The organism is Flavobacterium sp. ENC (assembly GCF_020991415.1).
Lineage (GTDB): Bacteria > Bacteroidota > Bacteroidia > Flavobacteriales > Flavobacteriaceae > Flavobacterium.
Genome location: NZ_JAJMOY010000004.1, coordinates 439,075 through 458,625, shown reverse-complemented (window position 1 = coordinate 458,625; position 19,551 = coordinate 439,075). Strand labels below are relative to the sequence as shown.

At 38.1% G+C, this 19,551-nt stretch carries 21 protein-coding genes; 17 read left to right on the top strand and 4 right to left on the bottom strand.

Annotated elements, in window-relative coordinates; all coding sequences use genetic code 11:
- Positions 1 to 124: 124 nt before the first annotated feature.
- Positions 125 to 826, bottom strand: a complete 702-nt coding sequence (locus tag LPB89_RS13465) for a DUF1003 domain-containing protein (protein ID WP_230702291.1) — start codon at positions 824 to 826, stop codon at positions 125 to 127.
- A gap of 191 nt (positions 827 to 1,017) precedes the next feature.
- Between LPB89_RS13465 and epsC the strand changes: the two genes are divergently transcribed.
- The 4 genes from epsC to LPB89_RS13445 all read left to right on the top strand — a co-directional run bounded on the left by epsC (position 1,018) and on the right by LPB89_RS13445 (position 4,616).
- Positions 1,018 to 1,809, top strand: a complete 792-nt coding sequence (gene epsC / locus LPB89_RS13460) for a serine O-acetyltransferase EpsC (RefSeq protein WP_230702290.1) — start codon at positions 1,018 to 1,020, stop codon at positions 1,807 to 1,809.
- Between the two features lies 1 nt (position 1,810).
- On the top strand, positions 1,811 to 2,698 hold the full coding sequence (gene cysM, locus LPB89_RS13455) for a cysteine synthase CysM (protein ID WP_230702289.1): 888 nt from the start codon (positions 1,811 to 1,813) through the stop codon (positions 2,696 to 2,698).
- A 141-nt stretch (positions 2,699 to 2,839) separates the two neighbouring features.
- A complete protein-coding gene (locus tag LPB89_RS13450) occupies positions 2,840 to 3,826 on the top strand; it encodes an aldo/keto reductase (protein ID WP_230702288.1) in 987 nt (328 codons plus the stop codon).
- A gap of 346 nt (positions 3,827 to 4,172) precedes the next feature.
- Positions 4,173 to 4,616 (top strand): hypothetical protein, encoded by a 444-nt coding sequence (locus tag LPB89_RS13445; protein ID WP_230702287.1) that lies wholly within the window; start codon positions 4,173 to 4,175, stop codon positions 4,614 to 4,616.
- On the opposite strand, the gene LPB89_RS13440 is transcribed toward LPB89_RS13445, so the two are convergent.
- Positions 4,617 to 5,447 carry a sensor histidine kinase KdpD gene (locus tag LPB89_RS13440; RefSeq protein WP_230702286.1) on the bottom strand — a complete coding sequence of 277 codons (831 nt, stop codon included), beginning with the start codon at positions 5,445 to 5,447 and terminating at the stop codon, positions 4,617 to 4,619.
- 376 nt (positions 5,448 to 5,823) lie between these two features.
- Here LPB89_RS13440 and rlmD point away from each other — a divergent pair, with 376 nt between their 5' ends.
- From rlmD to LPB89_RS13425, 3 genes are read left to right on the top strand one after another with little or no spacing between them, the layout of a single operon-like run.
- Complete coding sequence (gene rlmD, locus LPB89_RS13435; protein WP_230702285.1) at positions 5,824 to 7,236, top strand: 23S rRNA (uracil(1939)-C(5))-methyltransferase RlmD; 1,413 nt, start codon at positions 5,824 to 5,826, stop codon at positions 7,234 to 7,236.
- Between the two features lie 12 nt (positions 7,237 to 7,248).
- The gene (locus tag LPB89_RS13430; protein WP_230702284.1) at positions 7,249 to 7,776 is read left to right on the top strand and encodes a DUF6452 family protein; all 528 of its coding nucleotides are present in this window, start codon (positions 7,249 to 7,251) and stop codon (positions 7,774 to 7,776) included.
- Complete coding sequence (locus LPB89_RS13425; RefSeq protein WP_230702283.1) at positions 7,748 to 8,557, top strand: DUF6048 family protein; 810 nt, start codon at positions 7,748 to 7,750, stop codon at positions 8,555 to 8,557. The genes LPB89_RS13430 and LPB89_RS13425 overlap by 29 nt, the downstream gene beginning before the upstream one ends.
- Positions 8,558 to 8,728: 171 nt before the next feature.
- Here LPB89_RS13425 and LPB89_RS13420 read toward each other — a convergent pair whose 3' ends face one another.
- Together LPB89_RS13420 and LPB89_RS13415 are read right to left on the bottom strand one after the other, a co-directional pair.
- Positions 8,729 to 8,968 (bottom strand): hypothetical protein, encoded by a 240-nt coding sequence (locus LPB89_RS13420; protein WP_154340849.1) that lies wholly within the window; start codon positions 8,966 to 8,968, stop codon positions 8,729 to 8,731.
- An 86-nt stretch (positions 8,969 to 9,054) separates the two neighbouring features.
- Positions 9,055 to 10,218, bottom strand: coding sequence for a class I SAM-dependent RNA methyltransferase (locus tag LPB89_RS13415; RefSeq protein ID WP_230702282.1), 1,164 nt, complete (start codon positions 10,216 to 10,218; stop codon positions 9,055 to 9,057).
- Positions 10,219 to 10,377: 159 nt separating this feature from the next.
- Between LPB89_RS13415 and LPB89_RS13410 the strand changes: the two genes are divergently transcribed.
- The 10 genes from LPB89_RS13410 (at position 10,378) to LPB89_RS13365 (ending at position 19,543) form a co-directional block, all read left to right on the top strand.
- Positions 10,378 to 11,142, top strand: a complete 765-nt coding sequence (locus LPB89_RS13410; RefSeq protein ID WP_230702281.1) for a bifunctional 2-polyprenyl-6-hydroxyphenol methylase/3-demethylubiquinol 3-O-methyltransferase UbiG — start codon at positions 10,378 to 10,380, stop codon at positions 11,140 to 11,142.
- A gap of 92 nt (positions 11,143 to 11,234) precedes the next feature.
- Positions 11,235 to 11,903: a ZIP family metal transporter gene (locus tag LPB89_RS13405; RefSeq protein ID WP_230702280.1), complete on the top strand. Its 669-nt coding sequence runs from the start codon at positions 11,235 to 11,237 to the stop codon at positions 11,901 to 11,903.
- 206 nt (positions 11,904 to 12,109) lie between these two features.
- Positions 12,110 to 12,922, top strand: coding sequence for an N-acetylmuramic acid 6-phosphate etherase (gene murQ / locus LPB89_RS13400; RefSeq protein ID WP_230702279.1), 813 nt, complete (start codon positions 12,110 to 12,112; stop codon positions 12,920 to 12,922).
- Positions 12,923 to 12,983: 61 nt separating this feature from the next.
- A complete protein-coding gene (locus LPB89_RS13395; protein ID WP_230702278.1) occupies positions 12,984 to 13,205 on the top strand; it encodes a DUF6095 family protein in 222 nt (73 codons plus the stop codon).
- Positions 13,206 to 13,289: 84 nt separating this feature from the next.
- A complete protein-coding gene (locus LPB89_RS13390) occupies positions 13,290 to 13,862 on the top strand; it encodes a pentapeptide repeat-containing protein (RefSeq protein WP_171570638.1) in 573 nt (190 codons plus the stop codon).
- A gap of 90 nt (positions 13,863 to 13,952) precedes the next feature.
- Positions 13,953 to 14,528, top strand: coding sequence for a DUF1572 family protein (locus LPB89_RS13385; RefSeq protein WP_230702277.1), 576 nt, complete (start codon positions 13,953 to 13,955; stop codon positions 14,526 to 14,528).
- Between the two features lie 293 nt (positions 14,529 to 14,821).
- Complete coding sequence (locus LPB89_RS13380; protein WP_230702276.1) at positions 14,822 to 15,193, top strand: DNA topoisomerase IV; 372 nt, start codon at positions 14,822 to 14,824, stop codon at positions 15,191 to 15,193.
- A gap of 152 nt (positions 15,194 to 15,345) precedes the next feature.
- The gene (locus tag LPB89_RS13375) at positions 15,346 to 17,265 is read left to right on the top strand and encodes a DUF294 nucleotidyltransferase-like domain-containing protein (RefSeq protein WP_230702275.1); all 1,920 of its coding nucleotides are present in this window, start codon (positions 15,346 to 15,348) and stop codon (positions 17,263 to 17,265) included.
- A 2-nt stretch (positions 17,266 to 17,267) separates the two neighbouring features.
- Positions 17,268 to 17,894 (top strand): PolC-type DNA polymerase III, encoded by a 627-nt coding sequence (locus LPB89_RS13370; protein ID WP_230702274.1) that lies wholly within the window; start codon positions 17,268 to 17,270, stop codon positions 17,892 to 17,894.
- Positions 17,895 to 18,058: 164 nt separating this feature from the next.
- Positions 18,059 to 19,543, top strand: a complete 1,485-nt coding sequence (locus LPB89_RS13365) for an alkaline phosphatase PhoX (protein ID WP_230702273.1) — start codon at positions 18,059 to 18,061, stop codon at positions 19,541 to 19,543.
- Positions 19,544 to 19,551 lie beyond the last annotated feature (8 nt).

Sequence of the window (19,551 nt, the reverse complement as noted above, 5' to 3'; positions counted from 1 at the left end):
GACTGATTCTGTTTTTTCCACGGATTGTGCTGTTTTTTTTTTTGTAAATCTTTGACTTTTTTTCACGCAGATTTTGCAGATAGTGCAGATTTTTTCTTTGACACGGATTAGCTGTCCGGTTAAATCATTTTTTGATTTGATCCAGAATATCGTTCATCATTTCGATCTGGACTTTCTGAATTTCGATTAATTCCTGTTGCTGGTGCATAATCAAATGGTCTATTTTATCGTGAATCATCCTGATTTCCAATTCGGATTTCAGGTTAATCATATAATCTTTCTTAGCACGTGTACGGTCTTTTTCTTCCTGGCGGTTCTGACTCATCATAATGACCGGAGCCTGCAATGCAGCAACGCAGGATAAAATTAAATTCAGCAAAATAAAAGGATACGGATCAAAACCTTTATTGACCAAAATCAGGACATTTGCACTAATCCAGATTAGGATAAAAAGTAAAAATGAAATTATAAAAGTCCAGCTTCCGCCAAAATCAGCAACTTTATCGGCTATCTTTTGCCCAAAATTCCTGACTTCTCCTTCGTCTTCCAGTGTACTAACTATAGATTTGTCTTCCTTCAGCGATTCGATAACGCCTTTTTCGAGATCCGAAAGTGCCCCGATTTCCGTAGATAAATAGTTGGATATGTATTTCTGGCGATACGCATTTAACTCTTTTACAGCAATATAATCGCTATCACAAAAAGAAGGATGATCTTCAATAATAAGTCCCAAAATAGGATTTTGGATAGATTTTCCTGAAACTTTCTCTTTTGCAGGAAAAGACAGGTTAGAAATTGCACTTTTAAAAGTCGTATTATTTTTCATTATGGATGTATTTTACCTGCTAATTTAAGCATTTAACTTCTTATGAATCACATAAATTATTTCTGTTTCCAATTCTTTTATTTATCACAAATACAATTCACAAAACGAAATTTCTTTAAGTTAATCGTGCTTCTATTTACAAAAAACACCTTACTTTTAACGCTTCAAAACATTCATTCAATTCTACAATTGTGTCAAAAGATCTTATCATACAAAATATAAAAGCTTTAAAAAGCCATTCAAATATAAATTACGGAATCAAAACGAAGACTGAAGATTTTACCGAAAAGCTTTTTTATACCCTTTTTGATTCAAATGCGGCTTTAGATGAAAGCATTGATGAACTAGAAATACGATTTAAGGAAATTGCCGTTCTGGCCTGCAAAAAGCCTGAAAATTTATGCGAATCGATCTGGGACCGCTTCCTTGAAAAATTGCCCGGCGTTTTGGAAAAATTAAATCAGGATGCCGAATATATTCTGGAAAATGATCCGGCCTCCAACAGTATCAGTGAAGTGTACTTAGGTTATCCGGGTTTTTATGCCATTGCTATTTACAGACTGAGCCACGAATTATACCTGCTCGATTTATTGCTTTTTTCAAGATTAATGAGCGAATATGCCCATCGCATTACCGGAACCGACATTCATGCAGGTGCCCGGATAGCTTCACCGTTTTTTATTGATCACGCGACCGGAATTGTAATTGGTGAAACGGCTGTAATCGAAAAACATGTAAAAATTTACCAGGGTGTTACTTTAGGTGCTTTAAGCGTGAGTAAAGAAATGAAAAATGAAAAACGACATCCTACCGTGGAGCAAAATGTCTGCATTTATGCGAATGCTACTATTTTGGGAGGAGAAACCGTTATTGGTAAAAACAGTATTGTGGGTGGAAATGCCTGGATCACCAAATCGGTTCCGGAAGATTCTATTGTACTCAATACCACTACTACAGAAGTTAAAATAAAAGAGAAAAAATAATATGGGTCCACAGAAACTGCTAAACCTAATTGGAAATACACCTCTGATGGAAACAGTCCATTTGGTGAAAAATAAAAACGTAAAACTTTTACTGAAACTGGAAGGGAACAATCCGGGAGGAAGCGTAAAAGACAGGGCCGCTTACAATATGATCGCGTCGGCACTGGAAAGAGGCGATATCAAAAAAGGAGATAAACTTATTGAAGCCACCAGCGGCAATACCGGAATTGCCCTTGCCATGATTGCCCAGTTGTTCCAGATCGAAATAGAATTGATTTTACCGGAAGATTCGACAAAAGAACGAACCCAGACCATGCGTGCTTATGGCGCTACGGTTATTTTAACGCCCGCCAGTGAAGGAATTATCGGTTCGCGTGACTATGCCGACAAAAAAGTCGCTGAAGGCGGCTACCTGATGCTAAACCAGTTTGCCAATGAGGACAACTGGAAAGCGCATTATAAAACGACAGGACCTGAAATCTGGAATGATACCGAAGGGACAGTAACTCATTTTGTTTCGGCCATGGGAACAACAGGAACGATTATCGGAACTTCAACGTACTTAAAACAAAAAAATCCAACTATTCAGATTATAGGCGCACAGCCAAGCGATGGTTCCCAAATTCCCGGAATCAGAAAATGGCCGGAGGAATATTTACCTAAAATCTTCGATGCCTCGAAAGTAGACACTGTTATTGACGTCAGCGAAGAAGAAGCTCGCGAAATGACCAAACGTTTAGCCCTTGAAGAAGGTGTTTTTGCCGGAATGAGCAGCGGAGGTTCTGTTGCCGTAGCTTTAAAAATCGCAGAACAGCTTGAATCCGGAGTGATTGTAGCCATTATATGCGATCGCGGCGACCGTTATCTTTCTTCTGATTTGTTTGATTGAAGAATAAGGTACTAAGGTTCTGAGTGGCTAAGGTTCTAAGTTTTTTCAATAATTACAAATCTTAGTAACTCAGAACCTTAGAATCTTAGAGCCTCGAAAACTTAGTACCTCAGAACCTTAGCAACTTAGCACCTAAAAAAAATGAACTACCGTAAACTAGGCAAAACCAATTTTAATATCTCGGAAATCTCCCTTGGCACCTGGCAGGTTGGAGGAAAATGGGGTTCCGCTTTTGACAATAAAACTGCGGACGAACTTCTCAATACTGCTATCGATCATGGCGTTGATTTTATTGACACTGCCGATGTGTATGAAAATGGACTGAGCGAAACTGCCGTGGGAAGAGTCGTTCGTTCGCGTTCTGAACGTATTTATGTGGCTACAAAATGCGGGCGCCATATTAATCCGCATGTCAATGAAGGCTACCAGCCTAAAGTGCTGCAGAAATTTGTAGAAGACAGTTTAAAAAGAATGGGACTTGAAACAATTGACCTGATTCAGCTGCACTGTCCTCCTACTGAAGTTTTCTACAGACCTGAAATTTTCGAAATGTTTGACCGTTTAAAGGATCAGGGGAAAATATTAAATTTAGGAGTGAGCGTCGAGAAAGTCGAAGAAGCCCTGAAAGCAATCGAATTTTCGAATGTGACCACGGTTCAGATTATTTTCAATTTGTTTCGTCAGCGCCCTTCGCAATTGTTTTTCTCTGAAGCCAGAAAGAAAGACATTGGAATAATTGCCAGAGTTCCCTTAGCAAGCGGACTTTTAACCGGTTTATTTGATGCGAAAACTACTTTCGAACCTCAGGATCACCGTAACTTTAATCGCAACGGAGAGGCTTTCGATAAAGGCGAGACCTTTTCGGGAATTGATTATGATCTGGGACTTAAAGCGGTACGGGAATTAAAGTCCCTATTTCCGGAAGCTTCCAATCTGGCGCCTTATGCTTTACAGTGGATTTTGAGTTTTGAAGACATCAGCTGTATTATTCCTGGCGCGTCAAAAACCAGTCATGTCCTGTCGAATTTATCCGTGTACGATTTACCAAAACTTACTCCCGATAAAATTGCCGCTATGAATGCTATTTACGAAAAATACATCAAATCGTCGGTACATCAGCTGTGGTAGGTTTTAAAAAGGTTCAAAGGGGCAAAGGTGCAGAGGGACAAAGGTTTTCTAACCTTAAAGAAAGGTTTAAAGGTTCAAATGTTTTATAAACTTCCCTGCAAAAAACCTTTGCAACTTTGTAACTTTGCCGCTCTGAACCTTCAAAAAAAGGTGCAAAGGGACAAAGGTGCAGAGGGACAAAGGTTTTCTAACCTTAAAGAAAGGTTCAAAGGGAAAAAGCCTTTTATAAACTTTCCCTACTAAAAACCTCTCTGAAACTTCCAAAAAAAGGTTCAAAGGTTTTATGAACTTCCCTGCAAAAAACCTTTGTTCCTTTGTAACTTTGCCTCTCTGAACCTTCAAAAAAATGCTTACAAAATCAAATTTCAAAGAGTGGTTTAACCGGTATAAATATGCTGAACTGGCAAGTACGACAGCGGCACTGCTGACTTCACTTTTCAGTAAAATTTATAGCGGACTTACAACAGCTTATCTGATTACTTTTGCTGAATATCTGGCTTTTTACGGGGTGATCCTGATCTCCTCTTACAGAAAAATGGCACTAAAGCATAAAAATGAAAACAAAGCAACAGGTTTTAGGGAAATTCTTTCGCTTGTCAAAAATCTGGTTTTGGAATTTGGGTATCCGGCTTTTTTGGACTTTTTACTCGTTCGTCCGTTTTGTATGTACTGGATGCCGATTTTGTGCGGGAATTATTTTTTCGGAATTATACTGGGTAAAATTACAGCCGATTCCTGCTTCTATTTTTTCACGATTATCAATTATGAGATTATCAAGAAAAGATCCTGATTAAAGTTCAAAAACTAACTTAAACTCTGCCCCTTTGTTTTTTCCTTCACTGGCAGCGCTTAATTCACCTCTGTTTCTTTCTATGATTTTCTTACACAAATACAAGCCAATTCCTGTAGAAGATTCTTTCGCGGTACCTAATCGGCTCATGGGAGTGAATTTTTTGAACAATTCCTCGATCTGATCTTTGTTGAAACCAATTCCTTTGTCGGTAACCGTGATTACTAATTTTTCCTTTTCGAAGTAAATCCGAACCTTGACTTCACTGTCAAAATAAGAGAATTTAATGGCGTTGCTAATCAGGTTCACCAAGACCTGAATCAGCAAACCTTCATCGATTCTTAGCTTCGCTTCATTTAATTCTAAACTCAAAGACAGTTTTATATTTTTATCAATCAGGCGTTGTTCTACCTGCTCGTTGATAAAGGGCAGAATATTCGGGAATATGATAGTCTTTACTTCCTGATTGATTTTTGCAATCTGATCCTGCTCATTCAGTAATTTAATAAAATTTTCAATGTATCGAAATTGCAGATTGGTTGATTCGCAAATTAATCCTGCCAGATTTTTTACGGAATCTGACGGATTTTCACTTATAATCAGATTGGCCAGTCCCTGAGGATTGCCTGCAAAATTTTTTAAATCGTGCGACAGCATATAAATCAAATCCTGTTTTTCATTGATATAACTTTCGGCTTCATAAATAGACTCCTGGATATTGCACATTAAAAGACCTGCCTCATCGCTGTATTCGGTTGGCAGGACAGACAATCTTCTGTTATTACGGTAATCATCCAGAGATTTGGAAGCAATTGCAATTGGTTTTATCAACTGCTTTAAAACTACAAGTGTAATTAAAGTAGCCAACAATGTCATTATCAGCGAAAAAATTAAAATAGAAGAGGGCGAAATAGTAATATCAAAATAAAGTACAAAAAATAAAATTCCGATTAAAGGGATTTGTAGACCTATGAAAGCAACAAACAAAAATTTGAAGGCATAACTTTTTTTCAAAAAGCCAATTTGTGAAAGATTGTGATACAACTTCATAAAAAAATAACAAATCGATAGGTTAAAAATGTAGCATTTGGGATTTTGCTAAAACAAAGTTACTTTTTAAACTCGATTAAACTAACAATTTAAAAAAAATGGTAAAATATTTTAAAAATTAAATTTATAAAAGTTTACAAACCCTTATTTTTGCGCTATGGGAAGAAAAATTACAGACAAAGTTGTCTTTCATCAAATTCAGGTTCTTGATGCCGGAGCAAAGGGAGTATCAGTAGCAAAGGCTCCTGACGGAAAAGTTATCTTTATTCCGAATGTAGTACCTGGTGATGTGGTTGATGTGCAAACTTTTAAAAAGAGAAAAGCCTATTATGAAGGCAAAGCCGTAAAATTTCACGAATTTTCAGAACACCGCATTGAACCGATCTGCGAGCATTTTGGAGTTTGTGGAGGATGTAAATGGCAAAACATGAAATACAGCCAGCAGTTGTATTACAAACAAAACGAAGTAAAAAACCATTTGCAGCGAATTGGAAAAGTTGAACTTCCTGAATTCGAAACTATTCTGGGTTCAGACAAACAGTTTTTCTACAGAAATAAAATGGAATTTTCATTTTCAAACAGCCGCTGGCTAACTGAAAAAGAAATCGACAGTACGGAAGATTTAGGAAACAGAAACGCCTTAGGTTTTCATATTCCGAAAATGTGGGATAAAATTCTTGACATCACCAAATGTCATTTGCAGGAAGATCCTTCCAATGCCATCAGAAACGAAATCAGGGATTTTGCAAACGAGCATAACTTAGCCTTTTTTAACCCAAGGGAGCAGTCCGGTTTACTTCGTACTTTTATGATTCGTACGGCTTCTACAGGTGAAATCATGGTTTTGATTCAGTTTTTTGAAAATGATAAAAAGAACCGTGAACTTCTTTTGGATCATTTGTATGAAAAATTCCCTCAGATTACCTCGTTACAATATGTCGTAAATTCAAAACAAAACGATACGATTTACGACCAGAATATTAAACTATATAAAGGAAGGGATTATATCCTGGAAGAAATGGAAGGTTTGAAATTCAGCATTAATGCGAAGTCTTTTTACCAGACCAACTCTGATCAGGCTTATGAATTGTATAAGATAACACGTGACTTCGCGGGCCTTTCCGGTAATGAGACCGTTTATGACCTTTATACCGGAACCGGAACGATTGCACAGTTCGTTTCTAAAAAAGCAAAAAAAGTAATTGGCGTAGAAAGTGTTCCCGAAGCAATTTTAGACGCTAAAGCCAACGCAGAACGCAATAATATTACCAATTGTGAGTTTTTTGTTGGAGACATGAAAGTCGTATTTAATGAAAGTTTTATCGCTCAGCACGGTAAACCTGACGTTATTATCACAGATCCACCAAGAGATGGAATGCACGCTGCGGTTATTGATCAGATTTTAAAAATTGCACCTGAAAAAATAGTGTACGTAAGTTGTAATTCGGCTACACAGGCACGTGACCTGGCTTTGATGGATGAAAAATACAAAGTAACACGCGTTCGCCCGGTAGATATGTTTCCGCAAACGCATCATGTTGAAAATGTTGTACTTTTAGAACTTCGATAACAAAATTTATACATGAAAAAAATAATCTCGTTTTTATTGATTTTTGCTTTTGGGCTGTCCAGTTGCGAGAAAGATGATATTTGTGATCCGGATACACCGACAACACCACGATTAGTAATCACTTTTTACGATATAAACAATTCAACCTTAAGAAAAAGGGTGAATAATCTTAGGGTGACCGGAAAGGATCAGGCACAGAGTATTGTTTTTAATAAAACGGCCACAGATGATACAAGATTCCTAACCAGCGGCGATTCTATAGCTATTCCTCTTAGGACAGATGTAGATATCACCACTTATAAGTTTACTATAAATTATGGCAATCCTAATGCATCCCTGATTAATTCTGATGAAATAAATTTTAATTATTCCCGTCAGAACTCATACGTTTCCAGGGCTTGCGGCTTTAAAACCATCTTTAACCTAAGTGCTTTTCAACGAACAGATCCGACCGGAGACGGAGTATGGATGCAGGATATTTTTATCATAAACCCTAACATTGAATACGAAAATGAAACACATGTTAAAGTATTTTTTTAGTATTCCGCTATTGTTTTCAATGTTTTTGGTTCACGCTCAGGAAACCGCCAAACCAAAAGAAACTGTTCAGGAAAAACAAAAAGCAGAATTTCAAAAACCAATGGCTCAGGAAGCCGTTACAGATACGATTCTTCCCAAAACAAACCGATACGGACTTCGCGTTGGTGTTGATTTGTACAAACTGACACGCGGCTTTTATGACAAAGATTATAAAGGCGTTGAATTTGTGGGAGATTTTCGTTTAACGAAAAAGTATTATCTGGCCGCTGAACTTGGTTTTGAAGATAAAACCACAGATGACGACCGATTAAACTCAACCGCAACCGGAACCTATATAAAAGGAGGTTTTGATTACAATACCTACCAGAACTGGCTGGACATGGAAAACCTGATCACTATAGGTTTACGCGGAGGTTTCAGTACTTTTAGCCAGCAATTGAATACCTATAAGATTTATAATGCAAATCCGTACTGGGGGCAGCAGACTCCGATTGTTTCGGGAGAAAAATACAATGGCCTTACAGCAGCCTGGCTTGAAGTTGCCCTTGGGCTTAAAGCAAAAGTTTTTAATAACGTATTCGTAGGTTTCGGAGTTCAGTTAAAGCTTTTAGTAAGCAATAAAGAACCGGGCAATTTCGAAAATCTTTATATTCCCGGTTTCAACAGAACCTACGACGGAAATTTCGGAGTAGGCTTTAATTATACCGTTTCGTACTTTATTCCGCTTTACAAGAAAAAAGTAATTGTTCCCGAACTGAAGAATGTATCTCCAAAAAAGTAGCTTTTTTTAAGGTACTGAGATACTAAGACGCTAAGGTTCTGAGGTTTATTATTGGGTGAAAAACAAAATAAAAGCCACAAATTCATATCTGAATTTGTGGCTTTTATTTTGTTTATTGTTTACCGCTTTTTTAAGCCTTAGTCCCTTAGAATCTCAGCACCTTAGCACCTCTTAAGAACCTATTTCCCTGATGCCTTTTATAAAAATCCATTTCATGAAAAGTTTTTCGCCATCTTTGGTTTTCACGGCCTGAAATTTAGGCGAAATCAAAGTGGCAGCGATAAAAGCTGTCATTGGAATCCAAAGTCCCGTTAATCCGGTATAAGTTGCTACCAGATATCTTCCTGCTATAAATAAAATAGCGAAACATCCTAACTGATATAAAAAACCTCTTACTTGTAGTTTTGTCATTTTTTTCTTTTTTAAGGTTCAAAGTTACAGAGGTTCAAAGCGACAAAGTTTTTCCTTTGTACCTTTGAGCCTTTGCCTCTTTGTAACTATTCGTTTACCTGAAACTTCGTTCTCTTACTTCCCTCGTACATCTCATATTTAACCAGACGCGCTTCCAAACTTGCGTTGAAAAGTTTGATTTTTCTGGAAGGTTTTAATCCCACAAACTTCAGCGCTTCAAGATTGGCCGTGATAAACCAGGCATTCGTTCCCGGATAGCTTTTCTTTAAAGTATCTCCAATATTTTTGTAGAACTCTTCCATATGAATGTCCAGACGTTCGTCATAAGGCGGATTGAAAACCATGTGCAACTTTCCTTCTACCGCTTTTTCGCTTTCAAAAAAGTTGTCTTCAGAGATGGTCACATAATCCTCCAGATTGGCATTCTTTATGTTGTCTTTGGCTTTGTTTACGGCACTTGGCGCTTTATCAAAACCTTTTATCGTATAATGAAATTCCTTTGTCTTTTTCATCAGGCTGTTGACAATATTGTCAAATAAATCATTGTCCCAGTCTTTCCATTTCTCAAATGCAAATTCCTTACGGTTGATGTTTGCCGGGATATTGCAGGCAATCATGGCTGCTTCTGCCAGAAAAGTCCCTGATCCGCACATTGGATCCAGAAAATGGCTCTGCCCTTCCCAACCTGATAACAATAAAATTCCTGCTGCCAGAACTTCGTTAATCGGAGCAATATTCGTAGCTGTTCGGTAACCACGCTGATGCAGTGAATTTCCGGAAGTATCCAAAGCAACCGAAACCTGATCTTTATCGATATGCACGTTAATCCTTAAATCCGGAAATGCTTTATCAATACTCGGACGCTGTCCTGTTCTTTCCCTGAACTGGTCTACAATAGCATCTTTACATTTTTGGGAAACAAACTCAGAATGGTTAAAATAAGTTGAATGAACGGTAGCATCAATTACAAAAGTCTGATTAGCATTCAACAACTTAGACCAGTTTACGCCCGAAATTCCTTTGTAAAGAGCCTGTTCGTTGTTGGCTCTGAATGAATAGATCGGTTTTAATACTTTAAGTGCCGTACGCAACGATAAATTGGCTTTGTACATAAACCCTTTATCGCCTTTAAAGCTTACCATTCGCACTCCTTTTTCTACATCCTGGGCACCAAGTGCACGCAATTCATTCTCTAATATTTCTTCAAAACCAAAAAAACATTTGGCTATCATTCTAAAATTTTCTTCCATTTTCTTATTTGAATTAAAACAGATTTCCGGTCAAAACCGAATCTGCATTAAAAACTTTCCCTTAAACACAATGATTCATGAGGTATCGTTGCGAAATAGTTATTTTTCGGCAAAAATACACTAAATTTGCGGGACTTTGAATTAATTGAAATAGAATAAATGTCTGACGCATCGAACTCCTCAACACCGAATCAGGAACGTAACACCGAAAATTGGTTTACTTCATGGTTTGACACTCCGTATTATCACATTCTTTATAAGGACAGAAACTACAGGGAAGCCCAGATTTTTATGGACAACCTGACCCATTATCTGAACTTGCCCGAAAAAGCAAAAGTACTGGACCTTGCCTGCGGGAAAGGACGCCATTCGATTTATTTAAATCAATTGGGGTTTAATGTCTTAGGTGCTGATTTATCCGAGAACAGCATTGCCGAAGCGAGTAAAAACAGTAATGAAACACTTCACTTTAAGGTACACGATATGCGTGAACCGTTCGAAGAAAAATTTGATGCCATATTCAATTTGTTTACCAGTTTTGGTTATTTCGAAAGCGATGAGGACAATCTTACCACCCTGAAAGCCATCAAAGACAGCTTATCCGAATATGGTTTTGCCGTGATTGACTTTATGAATGTAAATCAGGTGATTGAAACGCTGGTACCGGAGGAAGTAAAAACGGTTGACGGTATCGATTTTAAAATCAAAAGATATGTAGCGGATGGTCATATTATTAAAGAAATAGACTTTGAAGATCAGGGAAGACATTTTCATTTCACCGAAAAAGTAAAAGCCTTAACGCTAAAGGATTTTGAAGACTTAATGGCCGAAGCCGGTATTTTTCTGCTGGATATTTTTGGGGATTATAAACTCAAAAAATTCCACAAAACCGAAAGCGAACGATTAATCATGATTTTTAAATAAAATTGGGTAATCGTTTAATTGTTTAACCGTTTATTCGCTGGACAAAAAAACAATTAACCAATTAAACGAATCAACGATTAAACAAAATACAAATGAACTATTTATTACCCTTATTTTCTGTACTTCTAGGTTATTTTGTGGCTTTGTTTCTAAAACCAAAAAGCAAAACCAATCTAAAACTTTTATTAGCATTTAGTGGTTCGTTTTTATTATCCCTGACGGTAATGCATTTGTTGCCGGAAGTTTACGAATCCCACAATCACCATATCGGACTCTTCATCATGATTGGGATTTTATTCCAGATCATTCTTGAATTCTTCTCCAAAGGAGCCGAACACGGGCATGTACACGGACACGCACAAATGTCCCAGATTCCGTGGCTGCTTTTTATCAGTTTGTGTATTCACGCCTTCCTGGAAGGTTTTCCGGTGAGCCATCACCACGATTTAGCCCTCGGAATTGCGATCCATCACTTACCGATTGCTATTATTTTAACGACATTTTTCATCAATGCGAATTTAAACAAGAAAGCCATTTTTGCTTTTATGATTACTTTTGCTGTTATGACTCCTCTGGGCACAATCGCATCCGATTACCTGCCTGTTTTAAACGACTTTTACACCGAGATTACTGCCATTGTGATCGGAATCTTATTTCATATTTCCTCTACCATCATTTTTGAAAGCAGCGAAGGACATAAGTTTAATGTTGCTAAAGTATCCATGATTGTAATCGGAATCCTTCTAGCCTTTTTCCTGTAATCAGGGCGTGCCCCCATTTACTAAAGGCGCATGTAACAAACCGCTGATAATGCGCCTTTAGTAAATGCGGTCGGGCTATCCGTACTACTTCGGTAGTAACTCCTATCCCTCACGCAAAAAACTCCGTCATTCCCATATATTTCGTTGTCAGAAGCCTTAAAACTTTGTAACTTTGAGACCTTGCAACCTACAACCCGAAAAACACAATGACTTTTACTAAAACCACAGAACAGGCATCCAAATACGAACATTTAGAAAAAATGTCCGTTCACGAACTGCTTACCAATATCAATAACGAAGACAAAACCGTTCCGCATGCCGTAGAGAAAGCTTTACCGCAAATTGAAGCCCTTGTGGCACAGGTGGTCAACCAGTTAAAACTAGGCGGACGATTATTTTATATCGGTGCCGGAACCTCAGGACGCCTGGGTGTTGTGGATGCCTCTGAATGCCCTCCGACTTTTGGAGTTCCGTTTGATCTTGTAAACGGGATCATTGCAGGTGGCGACACAGCCATCCGTCGTGCGGTAGAAAATGCCGAAGACAATGCCACACAAGCCTGGATTGATTTACAGGCCCATAATATTGGTCAAAATGATGTTGTAATTGGAATCGCAGCCTCCGGAACCACTCCGTATGTTATTGGAGGACTGGAAAGCTGTAATCAGAATAATATTGTAACGGGGTCTATTAGCTGTAATGCAGGAAGCCCTTTGTCGTTAACAGCGCAGTTTCCTATTGACGTTGTTGTCGGACCTGAATTTGTTACCGGAAGCTCCAGAATGAAAGCCGGAACAGCCCAGAAATTAGTTTTAAATATGATTTCGACTGCCGCCATGATTCAGCTTGGAAAAGTAAAAGGCAACAAAATGGTCGATATGCAATTAAGCAATGTCAAATTGGTCGATCGCGGTGTGAAGATGATTATGGGAGAAATTACGGTTTCCTATGAAGAAGCGTCTGATCTGCTGAAAAAACACGGAAGCGTACGAAAAGCGGTGGACAATTATAATGTATAACGAACTCTTTCAATAAACCGCAAAGTTCGCAACCTGAAACTTCAAACCTGAAACAAAAAAAATGGCAACAAATAAAGAATTACTCGGAAAAGGCATCAGATATCTAACAGGCTCCTTACCTCTTTTGTTTATTGGTCCTTCGTTGATTTATAATGCATTTATGAATCAGCATACCAACTGGCACTATCTGGTTTTGGGAATCGGAATTGTGGCTTGTTTAAGTGCGATGTTTTTAATTTTTTACGGATTGAAAACCATGATGAGAGGTTTGTTTAATGACTAAGTCACTTACGCAAACCCGACAGGTTTTAAAAACCTGTCGGGTTTAATATTCAAAGTTAAAAATTCTTTTATCCAAAAACCATTCATGGAAAGTTTAATACACATTCAGAAAACATTCGACAAAGTCATTTATATTGACAAAAAAATAAACAACCGGGAGTTTGAAGATTGTGTCTTTAAAAACTGTGATTTTTCCAACAGCAACTTCGCCTACAATACTTTTTTGGATTGCGAATTTATCGACTGCAACCTGTCCATGACCAGTTTGGCCGGAACGAGTTTAAAAAATGTGACTTTCAAAAACTGTAAACTCCTCGGAATTGCCTTCAGTGAATGTGACGATTTTTTATTTCAGGTGTATTTTGAGGAAAGCGCTTTAGACTATGCCATTTTTTCGAACAAAAAGATGCCCAAAACCAAATTTATCAATTGTTCGGTAAGGGAAGTTACTTTTATCGGAACCAATCTGACCAGTTCACTTTTTGACCATTGCAACCTTGAAGGAGCGATTTTTAATGAAACCCAGTTAGCTGCTGTGGATTTCAGAACGGCTTATAATTATAAAATTGACCCCGAATTTAATCCGATGCGAAAGGCACAATTCTCTACTCAGGGAATTGAGGGGCTTTTAGATAAATATGATATTAAAATTATATAAAAAGACGCCGAGAATTTTCTTCTACAGCACAAACTAATTAAAGCGTTAATTGGTGAGAATTTGGGAAATTCGTGGCAAAAAAAAATAATCATGGAAGCAACCGACTCGTATTTAGATAGCGTTAAAAAACAATTTTTATACTATAAAACATTAGGCGAAAAGGCAATGGACCAACTGGAACCGGAGCAGCTTTTTACCGCCGTAAATGAAGATACTAACAGCATCGCCACCATTGTGAAACACGTTTCGGGGAATATGCTATCCCGCTGGACCGATTTCTTAACGACCGATGGTGAAAAAGAATGGCGTAACCGTGATGCCGAATTTGAAAATGACCTACTGTCAAAAGAAGAAGTTTTCGCATTTTGGAATAAAGGCTGGGATTGTTTCCTCAATACGCTGGACAGTTTAAAAACAGAGCAGCTTTCTGAAATAATTTACATCCGAAACGAAGGCCATACGGTTATAGAAGCAATCAACCGGCAACTGGCACATTATCCGTATCACGTCGGACAGATTGTTTTTTATGCCAAGCAATTAAAAAAAGACAATTGGGAAAGTTTATCAATCCCGAAGAATAAATCGGAAAATTACAACGCTGAAAAGTTCGCCAGGGAAAAAGAAATTAAGAACTTTACCGACGACGAATTAAAAAAATTGAAATAATTAGTTTTGTCCGTCTGAGCAAAGTTCGAGACCTCTCTGAACGAAATTGTCCGTCTGAGCGTAGTCGAAGACTTGTCTGAATGGCGTCGAAGACCTGTCAGGGCAATTTGTCCGTCTGAGCGTAGTCGAAGACCTAATGAAACAAAAATTCCATCGCCTTCATTCAGGCAAAATGAAAACGAAAGCCATAGCCCTGATTGCAATGGAAATCCTTTTCATTTTTTTCTTTAAAAAATAAAAAGATTGAAATGGAAAGCAGGAATTAGCTCCTTAAAAAAATAACTTACATTAAAATGAAAAAAATTATATTCTTTTTGCCCTTACTCGCTTTAGTATCCTGCTACGATGCGGAACACAACTGTAAAGACTTTAAAACCGGAAAATTCAAATTTGAATTCGAAGTAAACGGTGTAAAGAAAACAACCGTTTTTGAACGTAAAGACAATATTGAAATTGAAACTTTTGAGGGTAAAACCGATACTTCTGCCATCCGCTGGGTAAGTGACTGCGAATATATCCTGCAGAAAAAACATCCGAAAAACATGGCCGAAGAAAAAGCAATCAGCATGAAGATCCTGACCACTTCCAAAGATTCTTATACTTTTGAGTTTGGCATGGTCGGTTCTGATGAGAAACAACGCGGAACTGTTTTTAAAATTGATTAAATTTTCGCATTACATATATTAGAAAAGTTCCTTTGGAGCTTTTTTTTATACTTTTCTGAAAAATAAACTTGGACTTTAAATCCTGGAAAAAGTTAAAGGTGTTTCTTTTACATTTCTATTTTTAGTACTACATTACAACCTAAATCTGAAGCATGAAAAATACCATTTCGCATAGAGTTGCCGACTTCCTGAAAAATTATCCGCCCTTTAGTTTTTTGCATCAGGCCGATCTTGAAAAACTATCCGAACAAATTTCTATTGTTTACAAGGAGAAGGATGCCGTGATTTTTGCTGAAAACGAAAAAACCCACGATTCTTTTTATGTGGTGCATAAAGGCGCAGTGGCTTTAAAGAAAAATCAAAAAAACGTCGTGCTGGACATGTGTGATGAAGGGGACATTTTTGGACTCCGTCCGCTTTTGGCTCAGGAAAACTATATCATGGAAGCCGTTGCCCATGAAGAAAGCATACTATATGCCATTCCGATAGCCGTTTTTAAACCGTACGCACTCGAAAACAGGACGGTGGGGAATTTCCTCATTGAAAGTTACGCATCCAATACCCGAAATCCGTATTCTGACATTCATAAAGACAAACTTTACGGCGACGATCTGGTTTCCGAATCCATGCATTCCGAAAGCCATTCTTTTGACTTACAGCCTATAAAATATTCGAAGAAAATCGTGACCTGCAGCCCGTCAACAACAGCAAGGGATGTTGCTAAAATCATGAACAAAAAGAAAGTCGGGGCCATATTGATTGTTGATGAAATGCTTCCGATCGGGATTATTACCGATAAAGATCTTCGAAATAAAATTGTGACGGGCGACTATTCGATCCTGACCACCGCAGAAACCATCATGACCAAACCGGTTGTCACCTATCCTAAAAAAATGACGGTTACCGAGGCGCAGATGGCTATGATGAAAAGCAATATCAGCTATTTGTGCCTGACCAAAGACGGCACCAACAATACAAAAGCGGTTGGAATCCTTTCTAAACATGATGTCATGGTAGCCCTCGGCAATAATCCGGCTGTTTTGATAAAAGCCCTGAAAAGAGCTAAAAAACCCAAAGACATTAAACCCATTCGTGCCCGCATCATGCAATTGCTTCAGGGATATCTGGATCAGAATATTCCAATGACACTGATTTCAAAAATTATCACCGGATTAAATGAAGCCTGTACAACCCGCGTTATCGAAATGTCAATCGAAAAAATGAGCAGTCCGCCGCCTGTAAAATTTGCCTGGCTGGCTTTGGGAAGTCAGGGCCGAAGCGAACAAATGCTGCATACTGATCAGGACAATGCTATTGTTTACGAGAATGTTTCTGAAGTTTTCAGGGAAGAAACAAAAGTCTATTTCCTGAAATTTGCCGCCCTGGTAAACAAAGGCCTTTTTGAAATTGGTTACGATTATTGTCCCGCCGATATGATGGCTTCCAGTCCAAAATGGTGCATGAGCCTGGACGATTGGAAAAATCAGGTGCATCACTGGATTACGAATCCGGGGAAAAATGAAGTTTTGTTATCTTTTATCTTTTTTGATTACAGTGTTACCTATGGTGATACTGAAATAGCCAATGCACTTTCGGATGCTATTTTTGAAAACATCAAAGCAAATCCTGTTTTTTATGTGCATCTCGTGAGCGGGGCTTTGCAAAATCCTTCCCCAACGGGCTTTTTCAGGCAGTTTTTGGTCGAACAGGATGGTGCCAACAAAGACAATTTCGATATTAAAAGAAGAGCCTTAATGCCGCTGACGGATGCAGCTCGGGTTTTGATTTTATCCCATTCCGTAAAATCCATAAGCAATACGGCGGAGCGCTTTGAAAAACTGGCCGATCTCGAACCGAATAATAGGGAATTGTATTTGTCCTGCTCGTATTCGTTTAAAGCTTTATTGAAATTCAGAACCAAACAAGGGCTGTTGCACAATGATTCCGGGCAGTTTATCGCTTTGGAATCGTTATCGAAAATGGAGAAAATAAAACTCAAAAGAACTTTTAAAACCATAAAGGAACTTCAGGAACTGATTAGCGTCCGTTTTAATATTTCAAATATCGTATAAGCATGGGTTTATTTAATTTTTGGAAGAAGGAAGAAAAGCTATTCGACGAAACGGTTACGATTGAAGAAAACCGCTTTGTGGTTTTGGATACGGAGACCACCGGTTTTGATTACGAAACGGATCGCATATTGTGCATCGGCGCGTTGGTGCTTCAAAATGGCATTATTTCAATACGCGACAGTTTTGAAATTTATATCGAACAGGATCATTATGATAAAGCAACGGCTCAGATTCATGGCATCCTGAAAGCCTTCGTCGTTCAGCGTCCCACCGAATTAGAAGCTTTACAACAATTTCTGGCTTTTCTGGGAGATTCGGTTATCATTGCCCACCACACCATTTTTGATGTGACCATGATCAATCGCGCTTTAGAAAGAAATGGCCTGCCCTTGTTAACCAATCTCACTTTAGACACTGGCATTTTATATAAAAAGACCTTAATAAAATCGCATCTGTTTGAGCGAAAGGACCATTATACTTTGGACGATCTGGCCGATAAATTTGATATTTCGAAAAAAGACCGGCACACGGCTCTCGGAGACGCTTATATTACTGCCATTGCCTTTTTGAAGATTATCAAGAAACTAAAAGAGAAGAAAGCCATTAATCTGAACTCCCTCTTTAAATAATTATTTTTAAGCTTTTTTTATAAAGCTAAAGTTTACAATTAACAACCACTATTTACAATTTAGTAATACATACCTTATTATTTGTTAGCAATTATAAAAAATTACCATAACATATATTTTGTTTTTGAAGAATAGCTTTGTTCTAAATAAAAAAACAAAACACTATGAAATTTAATTTTTTAAAATCAATGGCATTGCTGGGCATTACAGGTCTTTCTGTAATCAGTTGTCAGGATGATGACAACAAGACGCCTTCTAATGAGGTAAACGCTGAAATCGATTTTACATCACATTCAAAAGTTCCTCCTTTTGTATTTGCAATGAATGGTTTCGAAAGTCTAAAAATCAGTACACTTATCAGTAGTACCGATGTGTTGCCGCAATCACCTGCATTTGTTTACGGAGCTCAGCCGGATGGTGCCGGATTTATGAAAAATCCAAATGGAGAAGGGTACATTTTGATTACCAATCACGAAATATTACAATCGGTTTCCAGAGTATATCTGGATAAAACATTCAAACCGGTAAAAGGAGATTACCTGGTAGACGGAATTGGAGGATTGACCCGTTTGTGTTCTGCAACTTTGACAACACCGGAAATTCACGGATTCGGTCCTATTTTCTTAACTGCAGGAGAAAGCGGTCAGGAAAGTATGGTACACGGAATTAATCCGTTGGGATTATCTTCCGATAAAAGCAAAACCGACAGAGTTTTACCGGCTTTAGGAAAAGCAAGTATGGAAAACGCAGTTCCGTTACCAAAAGAAGCGTATCCGGGTAAAACTATTATTTTGATCGGAGAAGATCAGTCGTATGCCACTTCACACGTAAGTGCGGGACAATTGATTATGTACATGAGCAACACCGTAGGTGATTTATCTAACGGAAAATTATATGCTTTAAAAAGAACAGACGGAAATCAGGTAGAAACTACCATGACTTTAAACAATTCATACCCGGTTTCATTTGTTGAAATTCCGGACGCCAAAAACCTGACAGGAGCGGTTATCAATACTACGGTAAATGCATTGGGAGCGATTCGTTTTTCAAGAGTCGAAGATGTTGATTACAGAAAAGGAAGCGCCAGCAACAACAGAGAAGTTTATTTTACTGCCACAGGACAGGCAACATCAAACGCTCCGGTTGACGGATACACCATGTGGGGAAGAGTTTATAAATTGAAAATGGATGCTGCTGATCCCTTGAAAGGAACTTTAGAATTAGCCGTTGAAGGTGACAGTACTCCCGGAACCGGAATCATCAATCCTGATAATCTTTGTGTAACTGAAAACTACGTTTACATTCAGGAAGATGGTGACAGCTATTATGCAGATGCAAAACATGATTCATACATCTGGCAGTATAGTATTGCTTCAAAGCAAAACAAACCATGGCTGAACATGAACCATAAAAGAACCGATACGGCCTGGAATGCATTATACAACCAGACTGGTGAAATGAGATTCGGAAGCTGGGAATTTGGTGCTATGCAGGATATTTCAGATTTAATTGGGGTTCCAAATACTTTTACGGTAAACATTCACCCGCATACCTGGCAGCTTGACGCGTTTAAAAATGCGGACGGTTCAGGTATCAACACCAATAAAGAAGGTGGACAAACTGTTATTATCAGAGGCGTACAGCGATAATAATTTCA